This window comes from Pseudomonas chlororaphis, assembly GCF_001921865.1.
Taxonomy (GTDB): Bacteria; Pseudomonadota; Gammaproteobacteria; order Pseudomonadales; family Pseudomonadaceae; genus Aquipseudomonas; species Aquipseudomonas chlororaphis_D.
On record NZ_MSCT01000009.1, the window covers coordinates 266625 to 281541 of the forward strand.

General features: G+C 65.6%; 11 protein-coding genes. 6 read left to right on the top strand and 5 right to left on the bottom strand.

Translation table 11 applies throughout. From position 1 onward, the window contains the following. Window positions 1-43: 43 nt before the first annotated feature. Window positions 44-2404, top strand: coding sequence for a DNA polymerase II (locus tag BTN82_RS11260; protein ID WP_186828386.1), 2361 nt, complete (start codon window positions 44-46; stop codon window positions 2402-2404). A 39-nt stretch (window positions 2405-2443) separates the two neighbouring features. Here BTN82_RS11260 and BTN82_RS11265 read toward each other — a convergent pair whose 3' ends face one another. Both BTN82_RS11265 and BTN82_RS11270 read right to left on the bottom strand, forming a co-directional pair. Beyond that, complete coding sequence (locus tag BTN82_RS11265) at window positions 2444-2773, bottom strand: DHCW motif cupin fold protein (protein ID WP_075119196.1); 330 nt, start codon at window positions 2771-2773, stop codon at window positions 2444-2446. A 29-nt stretch (window positions 2774-2802) separates the two neighbouring features. After that, window positions 2803-3099 carry a hypothetical protein gene (locus BTN82_RS11270; RefSeq protein WP_075119197.1) on the bottom strand — a complete coding sequence of 99 codons (297 nt, stop codon included), beginning with the start codon at window positions 3097-3099 and terminating at the stop codon, window positions 2803-2805. A 282-nt stretch (window positions 3100-3381) separates the two neighbouring features. Here BTN82_RS11270 and BTN82_RS11275 point away from each other — a divergent pair, with 282 nt between their 5' ends. The 3 genes from BTN82_RS11275 to BTN82_RS11285 all read left to right on the top strand — a co-directional run bounded on the left by BTN82_RS11275 (window position 3382) and on the right by BTN82_RS11285 (window position 7977). Next, a complete protein-coding gene (locus tag BTN82_RS11275; RefSeq protein WP_075119198.1) occupies window positions 3382-4815 on the top strand; it encodes a serralysin family metalloprotease in 1434 nt (477 codons plus the stop codon). Window positions 4816-4994: 179 nt separating this feature from the next. After that, window positions 4995-6689, top strand: coding sequence for a DUF2599 domain-containing protein (locus BTN82_RS11280; protein WP_075119199.1), 1695 nt, complete (start codon window positions 4995-4997; stop codon window positions 6687-6689). A gap of 49 nt (window positions 6690-6738) precedes the next feature. Further along, a complete protein-coding gene (locus tag BTN82_RS11285; protein ID WP_075119200.1) occupies window positions 6739-7977 on the top strand; it encodes a DUF2599 domain-containing protein in 1239 nt (412 codons plus the stop codon). Window positions 7978-8095: 118 nt separating this feature from the next. Here the strand turns inward: BTN82_RS11285 and BTN82_RS11290 are convergent, their stop codons facing one another. Then, on the bottom strand, window positions 8096-9718 hold the full coding sequence (locus BTN82_RS11290) for an MFS transporter (protein ID WP_075119201.1): 1623 nt from the start codon (window positions 9716-9718) through the stop codon (window positions 8096-8098). Between the two features lie 188 nt (window positions 9719-9906). Next, entirely contained in the window at window positions 9907-11553 is a 1647-nt protein-coding gene (locus BTN82_RS11295; protein WP_075119202.1) for a GMC family oxidoreductase, read from the bottom strand. 134 nt (window positions 11554-11687) lie between these two features. Here BTN82_RS11295 and BTN82_RS11300 point away from each other — a divergent pair, with 134 nt between their 5' ends. Continuing rightward, a complete protein-coding gene (locus tag BTN82_RS11300; protein ID WP_075119203.1) occupies window positions 11688-12587 on the top strand; it encodes a LysR family transcriptional regulator in 900 nt (299 codons plus the stop codon). A 9-nt stretch (window positions 12588-12596) separates the two neighbouring features. Here the strand turns inward: BTN82_RS11300 and BTN82_RS11305 are convergent, their stop codons facing one another. Next, window positions 12597-14120 carry an MFS transporter gene (locus BTN82_RS11305; RefSeq protein WP_186828381.1) on the bottom strand — a complete coding sequence of 508 codons (1524 nt, stop codon included), beginning with the start codon at window positions 14118-14120 and terminating at the stop codon, window positions 12597-12599. A gap of 154 nt (window positions 14121-14274) precedes the next feature. Here BTN82_RS11305 and BTN82_RS11310 point away from each other — a divergent pair, with 154 nt between their 5' ends. Further along, window positions 14275-14907 (top strand): TetR/AcrR family transcriptional regulator, encoded by a 633-nt coding sequence (locus BTN82_RS11310; RefSeq protein ID WP_075119205.1) that lies wholly within the window; start codon window positions 14275-14277, stop codon window positions 14905-14907. The last annotated feature ends 10 nt before the right edge of the window (window positions 14908-14917 follow it).

A 14917-nucleotide genomic window follows, 5' to 3' on the forward strand; every position in this document is an offset into this window, starting at 1 on the left:
AGGTAGAATCGACGCCTTGAAACAGGTTCTTGAGGTTGGCGTGGTGGATTTACAGCAGGGCTTCGTCCTGACCCGGCATTGGCGCGACACGCCGGCAGGCACGGAAGTCGAATTCTGGTTGGCGACCGACGCCGGGCCGCGGCGGATCCGCTTGCCAGTGCAGACCTCGGTGGCCTTCGTGCCCGCCGAGCAGCAGGCCCAGGCGCGGCGCCTGCTGGCCGACGATGGCGATGCCGAACTGCGGCCCCTCGACCTGTGCGACTTCCAGCACCGTCCGGTGCTCGGCCTGTATTGCCCGCAGCACAACCAGCTGATCCGTCTCGACAAGACCCTGCGCCGCGCCGGGGTCGAGGTGTTCGAGGCCGATGTGCGCCCGCCCGAGCGTTACCTGATGGAGCGCTTTATCACCGCGCCCGTGTGGTTCGGCGGCAACCCGGGCGAGGGCGGGGTGCTGTTGGAGGCGCAGATGAAGCCGGCGCCGGACTATCGGCCGACGCTGAAACTGGTGTCGCTGGACATTGAAACCAGCGAGACCGGCGAGCTGTATTCCATCGCCCTGGAAGGCTGCGGCCAGCGCCAGGTGTACATGCTCGGCCGAGCCCGCGAGGACGACCGCGCGGTGGATTTCGACCTGGAGTTCTGCGAGCGCCGCGAGCAGTTGCTCGAACGCCTCAACCAGTGGCTGGCGCGGCACGACCCGGACGCGATCATCGGCTGGAACCTGGTGCAGTTCGACCTGCGGGTGCTGCACGAACACGCCCGGCGCCTGGCGGTGCCCCTGCGCCTGGGGCGTGGCGGCGAAGAAATGCAGTGGCGCGAACACGGCAGCCGCACCCATTACTTTGCAGCGGCCGCCGGGCGCCTGATCATCGACGGCATCGAGGCGCTGCGTTCGGCGACCTGGAGCTTCCCCTCGTTCAGCCTGGAAAACGTCGCCCAGACCCTGCTCGGCGAAGGCAAGTCGATCGACAATCCCTACCAGCGCATGGACGAGATCAACCGCATGTTCGCCGAGGACAAGCCTGCCCTGGCGCGCTACAACCTCAAGGATTGCGAACTGGTGACGCGGATTTTCGCCAAGACCGAGCTGCTCACCTTCCTCCTGGAACGGGCCACGGTCACCGGCTTGCCGGCCGACCGCAACGGCGGCTCGGTCGCGGCCTTCACCCACCTGTACATGCCGCTGATGCACCGCCAGGGTTTCGTCGCGCCGAACCTCGGCGAGCGCCCGCCGCAGGCCAGCCCCGGCGGCTTTGTCATGGACTCGCGGCCCGGACTCTACGAGTCGGTGCTGGTGCTGGACTACAAGAGCCTGTACCCCTCGATCATCCGCAGCTTCCTGATCGATCCGGTGGGGCTGGTGGAAGGCTTGCGCGAGCCGGGCGACGACCGCTCGGTGCCGGGGTTTCGCGGCGCGCGGTTTTCCCGCACCCGGCATTGCCTGCCGTCGATCGTCGCGCGGGTCGCCGAGGGTCGCGAAGTGGCCAAGCGCGAACGCAACGCGCCGCTGTCCCAGGCCCTGAAGATCATCATGAACGCCTTCTACGGGGTGCTCGGCTCCAGCGGCTGCCGCTTCTTCGATCCGCGGCTGGCGTCGTCGATCACCCTGCGTGGCCACGAAATCATGCGCCGCACCCGCCAGCTCATCGAGGAGCAGGGCCATACGGTGATCTACGGCGACACCGACTCGACCTTCGTCTGGCTCGGTCGCGCCCACGCCGAGGCGGATGCCGCACGCATCGGCCGGGCGCTGGTGGCGCACGTCAACCAGTGGTGGCGCGAGCACCTGCGCGACGAGTACGGCCTGGACAGCGCCCTGGAGTTGCAGTTCGAAACCCACTTCAGCCGCTTCCTGATGCCGACCATCCGCGGCGCGGAAGAGGGCAGCAAGAAACGCTACGCTGGCCTTGTGACCCGTGCCGACGGCAGCCAGGACATGGTCTACAAGGGCCTGGAGGCGGTACGCACCGACTGGTCGCCGCTGGCCCAGCAGTTCCAGCAGGAGCTGTACCGGCGGATCTTCCACCGCCAGCCGTACCAGGACTATGTGCGCGACTACGTGCGCCGTACCCTGGCCGGCGAGCTGGACGAGCAACTGGTGTACCGCAAGCGCTTGCGCCGCCAGTTGGACGAGTACGAACGCAACGTGCCGCCCCATGTGCGGGCCGCGCGCCTGGCCGACGAATACAACCAGCGCCAGGGCCGGCCCCAGCGCTACCAGAACGGCGGCTGGATCAGCTACGTGATCACCCTGGCCGGCCCTGAGCCCCTGGAAAACCGCACCGCGGCCATCGATTACGATCACTACCTGACCCGGCAATTGCAGCCGGTGGCGGACGCGATCCTGCCGTTCGTGCAGGACGATTTCAGCACCCTGGTGGGCGGGCAGATGGGCTTGTTCTGATAAGGAGGACGGGCTGCGAGACCCCGTCCTCCCATTGATTCAGTCGACCACGAACAACCTGGCGCCGACTGCGGTGAACGAGCGATGGGGTTCGGCGTTGTCCGCCACCTGGTAGCTCATGCCGGGTGTCAACACGAACCGGCGGCCATCTTCGAGTTCTGTGTGCAGCTCGCCTTCCAGGCAAAACAGGATATGCCCCTTGGAGCACCAGTGATCGGCCAGGTAGCCGGGGCTGTATTCGACCATGCGCACGCGGATGGCGCCAAACTGCCGGGTGCGCCAGTAGGCGCTGCCAGTTTCGCCGCGATGTTCGGTGGCTTCGATCTGTGACCAGTCGGTGGTGCCGAAGGGAATACCTGCGATATCCATTGAATGCCTGTCTGTCCTGGGTTGGGGGCTCAGTCGTCGACCGAGGTGCAGATGCCGCTGGCGCCTTGCTTGCCGTTGTAGGTTACGACCACCGAGTCGTCGTCCTCCACGCTGATGGACACCGTGACGCCCGCGCCCTTGGCCTCGAAATAGCGCTCGTTGACGGTCTTGGTCTGGGCTTCCTTGCCGTTGATGAACACCGGGCCGCCCTGGTCCGCGCTGACTGGGACATTGCCCGGGCAGTCGACGTTGAACAACGGGATGCCTTCGGCATGGGCAGCACTGGCGAGGATCGACAGGACGCTGCTCAGGAGGATTTTTTTCATCGTGGACTCCTTCGAAAAACAACCGGGAACCGGGGGTGCGACAACGTGCCCCGATGTGCGCTGAAGCTTAGCGTATGGCACGCCTGCGCAGGGGCTGCAGGCGAGGTTTTTAATGCGCGCAAAAGCCCTGCGAACATTTTGTCGGACAATAAAAAACGTGGACGCCGCGCGGGCGTCTGTGTCAGTTTTCCTGCGCCTTGAATGGGCGAGTGATAGGACGATCTCGCTAACAGGTCGCCGTGGTCTATCGGAAACTTTCAACGTTGAACAAGGACGTAAGTGATGTCGAAAACCAAAGAAAATGCCGGTTTCGCGGGCGTTCCCGGCAGCGATGCCTTCCAGCTGGTGCACAGCTTCAGCCATGCCTATGACCGCGGCGGCGCGGAGCTGGTGAACGGCAAGCCGTCGTACACCGCCGAGCAGGCGGCCGAGCAGATCCTGCGCAAGAACCTGTCCTGGCACGACCAGAACGGCGACGGCAAAGTCGAACTCAGCTACAGCTTCCTCACCAGCAAACCGGCCAACTACAACCCGAACCTGGGCAACTTCAGCGAGTTCAGCGCGTTGCAGAAAGCCCAGGCGTTCCTGGCCCTGCAATCCTGGTCGGACGTGGCCAATGTCAGCTTCAACGAAGCCGCGGCCGGCGGCGACGGCCACCTCAGCTTCGGCAACTACGACGTCAGCACCGGCGGCGCGGCGTTTGCCTACCTGCCTTCGGGCAGCAGCTACGACGGCCAGTCCTGGTACCTGATCAACGACCAGTACCGGGTCAACGAAACCCCGGGCAACGGCAACTACGGCCGCCAGACCCTGACCCACGAAATCGGCCACAGCCTGGGCCTGTCCCATCCGGGCGCCTACAACGCCGGCAACGGCAACCCGACCTACAACGACGTCACCTACGCCCAGGACACGCGCGGCTACAGCCTGATGAGCTACTGGAGCGAGAGCCACACCGGGCAGGACTTCAGCAAGGACGGCGGTGGCGCCTACGCCTCGGCGCCGTTGATGGACGACATCGTCGCGGTGCAGAAACTCTACGGCGCCAACCACGAGACCCGCGCCGACAACACCGTGTACGGCTTCAACTCCAACACCGGTCGCGACTTCTACAGCGCCGATTCGGCGGCGTCCAAGCTGGTGTTCTCGGTGTGGGACGGTGGCGGCAACGACACCCTGGACTTCTCCGGCTTCACCCAGGACCAGAAGATCAACCTCAACGAAGGCGCGTTCTCCGACGTCGGCGGCCTGGTGGGCAACGTTTCCATCGCCCTGGGCGTGACCCTGGAAAATGCCGTCGGCGGTTCGGGTAACGACCTGCTGATCGGCAACGACGCGGCCAACAGCCTCGAAGGCGGTGCCGGCAACGACATCCTCTACGGCGGCGGTGGCGGCGACAGCTTGTGGGGCGGGGCGGGAGCGGACACCTTCGTGTTCGGCGCGGCCTCGGATTCGACCTTCGACGCGCCCGACTGGATCATGGATTTCACCAGCGGCCAGGACAAGATCGACCTCAGCGGCATTGCCCAGTTCGCGTCCGGACAGGCGACCCTGAACTTCGTCAGCGGCTTCACCGGCCATGCCGGCGACGCGATCCTGACCTACTACGCCGAAACCGACCAGACCAGCCTGATGCTCGACCTCACGGGCCTGGGCAACGTCGACTTCGCCGTAGGCACCGTCGGCCAGGCGGTGACCACCGATATCGTGGCCTGATCGACGACAACGGCAGCGGCGCGCAAGGCGCCGCTTCCTTTGCAGAACACCCGCGTCACCCTCCGGCCTATTGGCCAATTTCAAGCGCCGATCGGCACGCGTTATTCCTGGCTACGTTTTTCCAGCCTTGGTCTAGTCTCCAGACTCAGATAGTTCCTGGCAGCGACAAGGAGGTCGCCATGCATGCAACCGTTCGCTGGTCTTTTATCCTGGCCTGGACCCTGCCTGTGGCATTCAGCGCCCTGGCCGCCCAGCCGCCGCTCGATCCGCTGGAAACCCTCAACCGCATCAACCGCAACTACAACACACTCAAGGACGCCTGCCAGGAGCCCGATAGCGGCGCTGCCCGCGGTCACTACTACTGCAGCGGCGTGACCTTACGCATGGTCAACGACGGGCCCTTCAACCCCTGGGACTACAGCCCCTACGCGATCAAGATCGGCGCCACGTCCTACTCCTGGATCCGCAAGGACCTGAGTACCCGGATTCTCATTCACCCGGCCGGTTTCATCCTGCGCACGCCCACCGACGCCACCGCCTTGAGCCTGCCGGTCAAGGAGCAGGGCTGGACCTGCATCTACGCCTTCGACGGCGGTACCGGGCCGGAGCGCAAGTGGTACGGCTGCGGTTTCTTCGACAGTCGCGAGCCGCCGCGCGCGGCCCAGGGCACGCAGAACAACAAGAACGCGGCGCTGGCCTACGGCACCTGCGCCGAAGCCGGGGTGAGCACCGCCGAGCAGTGGACCCAGAAATACACCGGCCTGATGAAGGGCCCGATCCAGTACAGCCAGTGTTCCTGGAACGCGGAGAAACCCAGCGACTGGAACGCCATGATCCGGGTCCACGAGTCGCGGGTGAAGACCACCAACAAGGACCCCTTCGCCTACAGCGCGCAGGTCAACGAGTTCATGTTGAAGAACGCCTCGGCCAGCAACGACGGCAGCGAAAACATGAAGTACATCGATGCCTTCATCTACAACGTCAACAGCACGCAGAACTTCGCCACCCGCGGCGACCAGGCACCGCCGAAGCCGGAGAACGGCCTGAACAGCGCGCGCAATTTCCAGAAGAAACTCAAGGATCAAGGCTACAGCGTGCCGATCCTGCGGCTGGATTTCACTAAACCGCCGGAACAGCGTTTCAGTTATGTCGCCGCCGACCAGGCGATCGAGCTGGCGAGCACTGGCGGCGGCCAACCCGCGCCGACGCCACCCGCGGCGCGTTATATCGCCTCGGCCACCTGGGTCGAGCGTTACGACCCGGGCAGCAAGAAAAACGAATGGACCCTCAACGTCACGCCCACCGCCCAGGGCAAGGCCAGCCAGGCCAGCGACCAGGAGGCGGTGTACCAGGAATTGTTGGCCCTGCGCGGCGCCGACAGCCAATGGCGCGAGCATGAAAAATCCCCGGGCAGCATGCGCCAGCAACTGAGCTGCCTGGTGCAGAACTACCCCGGCAAGAGCGAATGGAACCTGGAGCCGTTCCGGCCCACCGTCACGCCCCAGGAAGCAGCTAAGGCCGGTTGCAACCCGGTGCCGGTCCAGGCGCCGCAGTACATTGCTTCGGCCGACTGGGTCAAGCGCTACGACCCGGGCACCCGCCAGGACGAGTGGACCCTGAGCGTGGTGCCGACCGCCGCCGGGCGCGCCTTGCCCAACGAGCAGGCGGGGGCGTTGTACGAGCAGTTGTTCGCCCTCAAGGGCGCCGACACGAACTGGCGCGACAACGAAAAATCCGCCGGCAGCATGCGTCAGCAACTGAACTGCGTTCTGGTCAACTACCGCGGCAAGACGCCGTGGAATCTCGAACCCTTCCGGCCGGCGTTGTCGGACGGCGAGACGCGCGCGGCGGGGTGCAACCCGGTTCCGCGCTGAAACTTGATCTTTTCACCCGGCAGAAGGGCTAATCAGGGAGAGACATGCCATGAAAAAAAACTTGAACAGGATCGTTCCGATCTTCGTGTCTGCGTTGCTCTTGCACGCCACGTCGGCACATGCCGAATCCTGCGAGGAGACGCTGAAGCAGGTTGAAATCCTGTACAACAAGACCGTCGACAGCTGCGGGCCGGACCCGGCGTCGGACTGCTCGGGCTTGCTGATCAGGGGCACCCACCGCGCCGACCCGGCGAAGGGGCAGCAATGGGACGTCTGGAACCCGAGCCCGAAAGCCAGGGAACTGGGAACCTTCGCCGCGTCCTGGATGCGCGTCGACGGCATCAGCTATGAAGACCCGGGCATGAGCACGCAGAACGGCTACATCATCAAGCCGATCGACCTGGTGCGCCAGCCGGAGACGCCGGTCCACGTCTACTGCGCGTTTCCCAACGACGCCTGGACCGATTTTCGCGACGACCGCGGTTGCGGCAACAACAAGAACACCAACCAGACCGAGGCGGTCTGCCAGGCCATGGCCCCGCCGATCACCAGCGCCAACGCCTGGGTCGCGCATTTCACCAAGTTCAACAACGACCGCAAGCAGGACCAGCTGCAATGCGGCTTCAACATGCGCAACCCGATGAGCAGCAAGGAGCGGGTCGACGCGTTCCGCAACTTCATGGGCGCCCGGCGAGTCATCAATACCCGCGAGTTCCAGACCCAGACCGAGCTGCGCCTGGGCAACCCGAAAGACGACGAACTGCCGATCCTGGCGTTTTTCTACAGCGACCCGCGGGGCTTGAACGATGCCCTGGCCAACCAGCGCGACTACAAGAACAAGACCGGCAAGGACCGCAACATCGTCCAGATCGACTTTCCCAGGACCCCGAACGGCAAGGCCACGTTCTCCTGTACCCGGGCCGCGCCTTTGCCGACGCAACAGTTTTGCGAGAAGTACATCGAGTCCAGCACCTGGGTGCAGCGCGACGACCCGAAACTCGGGCCCAAGACCTGGTCGCTGCAGGTGGTGCCCACCGCGTGCGGCCGTGCGATCAAGGACGACCAGACCGACCGGATGTTCGCCGAGCTGTACAACAAGCACAAAAACGATGACCAATGGCGGCAGTACAGCATCAATGGCGGTTCGCTCCGTCGACAGATGGTCTGCCATCTGGCGGCCAGCTTCGACGGCAAGCCGGTGCGGAACAAGCCCGAATGGAACCTGGAGCCGGCGCGCCCCTACGTCGACCAGGCCACGGCCGTGGCCCAGCACTGCAATCCGTATTGACCTGGGATAAGCCGTCGCAACGCAACGCGGCCCGGATCATCCAGTCCGGGCCGCTTTTTTGTAGGAGCGAGCTTGCTCGCGATGACGTCCTCGAAGGCTGCGTCGATGCCCAGCCTTGTCAGTTGTTGTCGATATCCACGTGACGGGTCTCGCGCAGGCACAACAGGCCGACGATCAGGCTGACCCCGGTGATCGCCACCGGGTACCACAGGCCGTAGAAGATATCGCCGGTGTACACCACCAGGGCGAAGGACACGGTGGGCAGGAAGCCGCCGAACCAGCCGTTGCCGATGTGGTAGGGCAGGGACATGGAGGTGTAGCGGATGCGGGTCGGGAACAGTTCGACCATCAGCGCCGCGAGCGGGCCGTAGCACATGGCGGCGATCAGGATCAGGGCGACGATCAGCACCACCACCATGGTCTTGTCGACGTTCTGGGTCGCGGCGGACTGCGGGTAGCCGGCCAGGGTCACCGCGCCGCGCAGGGCCGCTTCATCGAACCCGCCGATCTTCACATCGCCGACGCTGACTTCCACCGGGCTGCCGGCCGGCGCGGCGACGCTGGTGTAGGGCAGCCCCTGCTTGACCAGGAAGGTCTTGACCTTGTCGCACGGGCTGTCGAAACGCGCCTTGCCCACCGGGTCGAACTGGAAGGTGCAGGTGGCGGGGTCGGCCAGCACGCTGATCGGCGCCTGGCGGCTGGCCTGGTCGATGGCCGGGTTGGCGTAGTGGGCCAGGGCCTTGAAGATCGGGAAGTACAGCACGGTGGCGAGCAGCAGGCCGAGCATCAGTACCGGCTTGCGCCCGACCTTGTCCGACAGCCAGCCGAAGAAGATGAAGAACGGCGCGCCGATCACCACGCTGATGATCAACAGCATGTTGGCCAGGGCCGGGTCCATCTTGAGGAACTGGGTGAGGAAGAACAGCACGTAGAACTGCGCGGCGTAGAAGGTCACCGCTTGCCCGGCGTTGATGCTGAACAGGGCGATCAGCACCACCTTGAGGTTTTCCCATTTGCCGAACGACTCGCTGATCGGCGCCTTGCTGGCCTTGCCTTCTTCCTTCATTTTCAGGAAGGCCGGCGACTCGTGCAGGCTCATGCGGATCCAGGTGGAAATGCCCAGCAGCACGATCGACAGCAGGAACGGCAGGCGCCAGCCCCAGACCTCGAACTGATCGCCGGTGAAGTAGCGGCAACCCAGCACCACCAGCAGCGACAGCAGCAGGCCGAGGGTCGCGGTGGACTGGATCCAGCTGGTGTGGAAGCCGCGCTTGCCCTGGGGCGCGTGCTCGGCGACGTAGGTCGCGGCGCCGCCGTATTCGCCGCCCAGGGCCAGGCCCTGGAGCATGCGCAGGGCGACCAGGATGATCGGCGCGGCGATGCCGATGCTCGAATAGGTCGGCAGCAGGCCCACGGCGAAGGTCGCCAGGCCCATGAGGATGATGGTGGCGAGGAAGGTGTATTTACGTCCGATCATGTCCCCCAGGCGGCCGAACACCAGCGCGCCGAACGGCCTGACGACGAAGCCCGCGGCGAACGCCATGAGGGCGAAGATAAAGGCGGTGGTGTCGTTGACCCCGGCGAAGAACTGCTTGCTGATGACCGCCGCGAGCGCGCCGTAGAGAAAAAAGTCGTACCACTCGAACACCGTCCCCAGGGACGAGGCGAAGATGACTTTCTGGCTTTCCTTGCTGGTGGGCGCCGCGGTCGCGGCGTCCAGCGCTTGAGCATGTTCCGACATATCGATATCCCTCACAGTGATTGTTTTTGTTGTTCCACTGTCGGCGCCACCTTTGATTTCGGTGCCGCGTCTTGTCGTACATCTTCTGTTTCTTCTGTTTCTGTAGGAGCGAAGCTTGCTCGCGATGGGCCTCAAGAACGCTGCAAGGTTCGAGCGCCTATCGCGAGCAAGCTTCGCTCCTACACGGGTCAGGCGGTGGTGGCGGGTTCTTTGTCTGGCAAGCAACTCCTGGTGGTGGGGGCAAGCATCAGTTCGGCGGCCTTCTCGGCGATCATCAGCGTCGGCGAGCAGGTATTGCCGGAGGTGATGTACGGCATGATCGAGGCGTCGGCGATACGCAGGCCAGGGATGCCGTGCACCCGCAACTCGGCGTCGACCACCGCGTCCGGGCCCTGGCCCATGCGGCAGGTGCCCACCGGGTGGAAGATGGTGGTGCCGATGCGCGCGGCGGCTTCGTGCAATTGTTCGTCGCTGCGCAGCTCGGCGCCCGGCAGGTATTCGCTGGGCTTGAAGGCTTGCAGGGCCGGTGCGGCGACGATACGCCGGGTCAGGCGGATGGCGTCCGCGGCGACTTTCAGGTCTTGCGGGTGGCTCAGGTAATTGGGTTGGATCAGCGGCGCGGCCTGCGGGTCGGCGGAGCGGATTTCCACCCGGCCGCGGCTGTGCGGGCGCAGGTCGCAGACCGAGGCGGTAAAGGCCGGGAAGGCGTGCAGTGGTTCGCCGAAGCGCTCCAGCGACAGCGGCTGCACGTGGTATTCGAGGTTGGCCGAAGGCTGTTCCGGCCCCGAGCGGGCGAACGCCCCCAGTTGGCTCGGCGCCATCGACAGCGGGCCGCTGCGGTCGTACAGGTAGCGCAGGCCCATGCCCAGCTTGCCCCACAGGCTGCCGGCGATCTGGTTCAGGGTGCGGGCGTTTTCCAGCTTGTAGATCAGCCGCAGTTGCAGGTGGTCCTGCAGGTTGCCGCCGACCCCGGGCAGCTCGTGGGCGACGCCTATGCCTAAGCGTCGCAGCAGGGCCGCGGGGCCGATCCCCGAGCGTTGCAGGATGCTCGGCGAGCCGATGGAACCGGCGCTGAGGACGATTTCGCGGCGGGCCCTGAAGGTCTGTTGCTGGCCTTGATGGCGGCCGCTGACCGCCGCCGCGCGACCATTTTCCAGGAGCACGCGATCCACCTCGACCCCGGTCAGCACGGTCAGGTTGGGGCGGTTGCGGATCGGCTTGAGGAAGGCCTTGGCGGCGTTCCAGCGTACCCCGGCTTTCTGGTTGACCTGGAAATAGCCGCAGCCTTCGTTGTCGCCGCCGTTGAAATCGTCGAGGTGGGCGATGCCGCTCTGTTCGGCGGCAGCGCGAAAGGCATCGAGGATCGGCCACGACAGGCGCTGGCGCTCGACCCGCCATTCGCCGGCGGCGCCATGGAACGGTGAGTCGCCGGCAAAATGGTTTTCGCTTTTCTTGAACAGCGGCAGCACGTCCTGCCAGCTCCAGCCGGGGTTGCCGTCGGCGGCCCAGCGCTGGTAGTCGCCCGCCTGGCCGCGCATGTAGATCATGCCGTTGATCGACGAACAGCCGCCCAGCACCTTGCCGCGCGGGTAGCTCAGGCTGCGGCCTTGCAGGCCGGGTTCGGCTTCGGTCTTGAAGCACCAGTCGGTGCGCGGGTTGCCGATGCAGAACAGGTAGCCGACGGGAATGTGGATCCAGGGGTAGTTGTCGCGGCCGCCGGCTTCGAGCAGCAGGACGCGGTGGGCCGGGTTGGCGGACAGCCGATTGGCCAGCAGACAGCCGGCGGGGCCGGCGCCGACCACGATGTAGTCGTACGGATCAAAGGCAGGGAGCATCCATGACCTCTTCTTTATCGTTCTTGTTGGCGTCATCCTAGTTGTTAGCTTTCGTTAAAAGAATGTTAGTTTTTGCTCAGCCGCTGTGCGTTTTTAAACAGCGACCTTAAACCGGCGACCGGCAAGGAAGACTCATGTTCGACTGGAACGACCTGCGGTTTTTTCTCGAATTGCAACGCAGCGGCCGTCTGCTGACCGCGGCCCAACGGCTGAAGACCACTCACGCCACGGTGGCCCGGCATATCGAGGCGATCGAGAAAAGCCTGGGCACCGCGCTGTTCGTCCAGCACGCCCAGGGCTACCAGCTGACGCCGGCCGGCGAGGCCCTGCTCAAGCATGCCGAGGCCATGGAGAATGTGGCGCTGCTGGCCCAGGAGGAAATCACCCAGTCCACGGCGCCCCTGGGCAAGATCCGCGTCGGCGTCACCGAGGGCTTGGGCATCATGTTCCTGGCCAGCCGCCTGCACAGCCTGTTCGAGCGTTACCCGGGGCTGGAAGTGGAGCTGGTGGCGGTGCCGCGCTTCGTTAGCATCCTCAACCGCGAGGCGGAAATCAGCATCCACCTGGAACGGCCCAACGCCGACCTGCTGGTGACCCGCAAGCTCACCGACTACCGCCTGGCGCTGTACGCCAGCCAGGCCTACCTGGACCGCGCGCCGCCGCTGCGCAGCCGCGAGGACCTGGGCCGGCATGCCTGGATCGATTACGTCGACGACCTGCTGTTCAGCCAGGAACTGAAGTTCCTCAGCAGCTTCTGCCGCAACCCCCAGGTGGTGTTCCACAGCACCAGCGTGATCGCCCAGCAACAGGCCGCGCGCTCCGGTTTGGGCATCGCCGTGCTGCCGTGCTACATGGCCGCCGGCGACCCGCAACTGGTGCCGTTGCTGCCCGGCGAGAGCATCCAGCGCGCCTACTGGATCAGCACCCGGCGCGAGCTGCACAAGTCGGTGCGCTTGCGGGTGGTGTGGGATTTCCTGGTCGAGCTGTGCGCGGCCGAGCAGGGTTTGCTGCTCGCCGAGCCGGGCGCTTCGTAGTCCCTGGCCTCAGGAGCGCGAGCTGTTCCGGACCGGCTGAGGCGGGTCGGCCAGGCTCACCCGGGCCTGCCGATGGGTGACGAGCAACAGCCCCATGGCCAGCAGGCTGATGCCGCCGGCCACGAGCATGGCCAGGTGAAAGCCGCTGGTCATGGCCGCGCCATAGAGTTCGGCGAAGCCTGGCGACTGGGCGGGAAGCAGATGCCGGTGCACGGCCTCGCGGGCCAGGCTGGCGGCGTCGGCAAAGCCGTTGGCGCCAGCCGTCGCGCTGAGTTGGCGGACCGCCTGGGCGCTCATCAAGGTGCCGAGCAGGGCGATGCCGACGCTCATGCCGGTCTGGCGCAGGGCATTCATGGTCGCCGAGGCGATGCCGGCGCGCTCCGGCGGGGCGCAGCCCATGACCACCAGGCCGGTGGCCGGTACCGCCAGGCCCATGCCCAGGCCGAGCAGGGCGAATAGCGAACCCACCAGCCAGTAGGGGGTGTGCCCATCGAAGCCGGTCATGGCCGTCATGGACAGGCCGATCAGGCCGTAGCCGGCGATCATCAGCGGCTGCACCGGCCAGCGTCCGCTCAGGCGGCCGAAGCACACCGAGACACAGCCGGTGACCACGAATTGCGGCAGCATGCGCACGCCGGTTTCGGCCGCGGACCAGCCCTGGATCTGCTGCAGGAAGAGCGAGAAGAAGAACAGGCTGCTGTAGCAGGAAAAGCCCAGGATGAACGATGCCAGGTTGGCCACGGCGAAGGGCCGGTGGCGGAACAGCTGAAGGGGTACCAGGGGGCGTGGGACCTTGCGCTCGACCCGCCCGAAGGCCAGCAGCGCCAGCGCCGCCACTCCGAGCGAGAGCAGGGCGGCGGGGCCGTCGAAGCCTTGCTCCCCGGCGACGATCAGGCCGTAGGTCAAGGCGCCCAGCCAGAGCACGCTGAGCAATTGCCCGGCGGGGTCGAGCGCGGCGTGCTCGGGGTGCTTGCGCTCGGCGATGCCCCAGGCGCCCAGGGCGATGGCGAGCAGGCCCAGCGGCAGGTTGATCAGGAAGATGCTTTGCCAGCCGACCGACTCCAGCAACAGGCCGCCGACCAGGGGGCCGAGAATCAGCGCCAGGGCACTGAAGGCCGACCAGCCGCCGATGACATGGGCGCGTTGCCGGGGATCAGGGAAGGCATGGCTGAGGATCGGCATCGCCCCGGGAATCAGCAGCGCCCCGGCCACGCCTTGCACGGCCCGACCGAGCAGCAGCAACGGCAGGTCGCCGGCCAGGGCGCACAGCGCTGAACCGGCGGTGAACAGGGTCACCCCGAACAGCCAGCAGCGCTTGTGCCCGTAGCGGTCGCCCAGGGGGCCGGCGGACAGCATGAACGCCGACAGGCAGATGGCGTAGGCGTTGACCACCCATTGCAGGCCGGCGATGTCGGTCTTCAGGGCGTGCTGCAAGGTCGGCAAGGCCACGTTGACGATGCTGATGTCCAGCGAGGCGAGAAAGGTCCCCAGGTAGGCCGCGCTGACGAGCGCGGTACGGCGATAACGATCCATGAAGCGTCTCCCGGAAGGTCGAACGGCAAGCAGAGGGCTTCAGGATAATTACCGACTGACCGTCGGTCAATTGAAATGATAATGGTTCTTGATTCGCCGCGAGCAGGCGATTCCCCTAGACTGGCGACCTTTGTTTGCCAGGCGGAATCCGCAGATGATCGTCAAACGCTCCAAGCCCGATGCAGCGCCAGCCGAGGCGCCGCGCCCGAGAACCAAGCCGGCCGAAGTGCGCCTGGAAGAGTTGATGGCGGCGGCCGAACAGCTGTTCCTGAGCCAGGGCGTGGAGGCCACCACCATCAGTGAGATCGTGGGCAAGGCCGATGTCGCCAAGGGCACCTTCTATCATTACTTCGCTTCCAAGGCCGAGCTGCTGACGGCGCTTGGCGAGCGTTACACCGCGCAGTTCCTGGAGCGGGTGGAGAGCGCGGTGAATGCCTGCGCCGAAGACGATTGGGTCGGTCGCCTCGCCAGCTGGATCGGCAGCAGCGTCGAGACTTACCTGGCGACCTACCGGGTGCACGACATCGTCTATACCCATCACCACCATCACGACCGGGGCAACCCGGAGAAGGGCGCGATCCTCCAGCAACTGGCGGCCATCCTCGAAGGCGGGCGCCAGGCCGGCTGCTGGACGCTGGAGTATCCGCAGGTGGCCGCGTCGCTGATCTATGCCGGCGTACACGGCGCCACCGACGATTTGATCGCCGCCCGCCCTAAGGACAGCCGCGAACAGGTGCGCGCCATCGTCGAGGCCTGCCTGCGCATGCTGGGTCGGCCAACGCCCTGAGGCCCTGGCC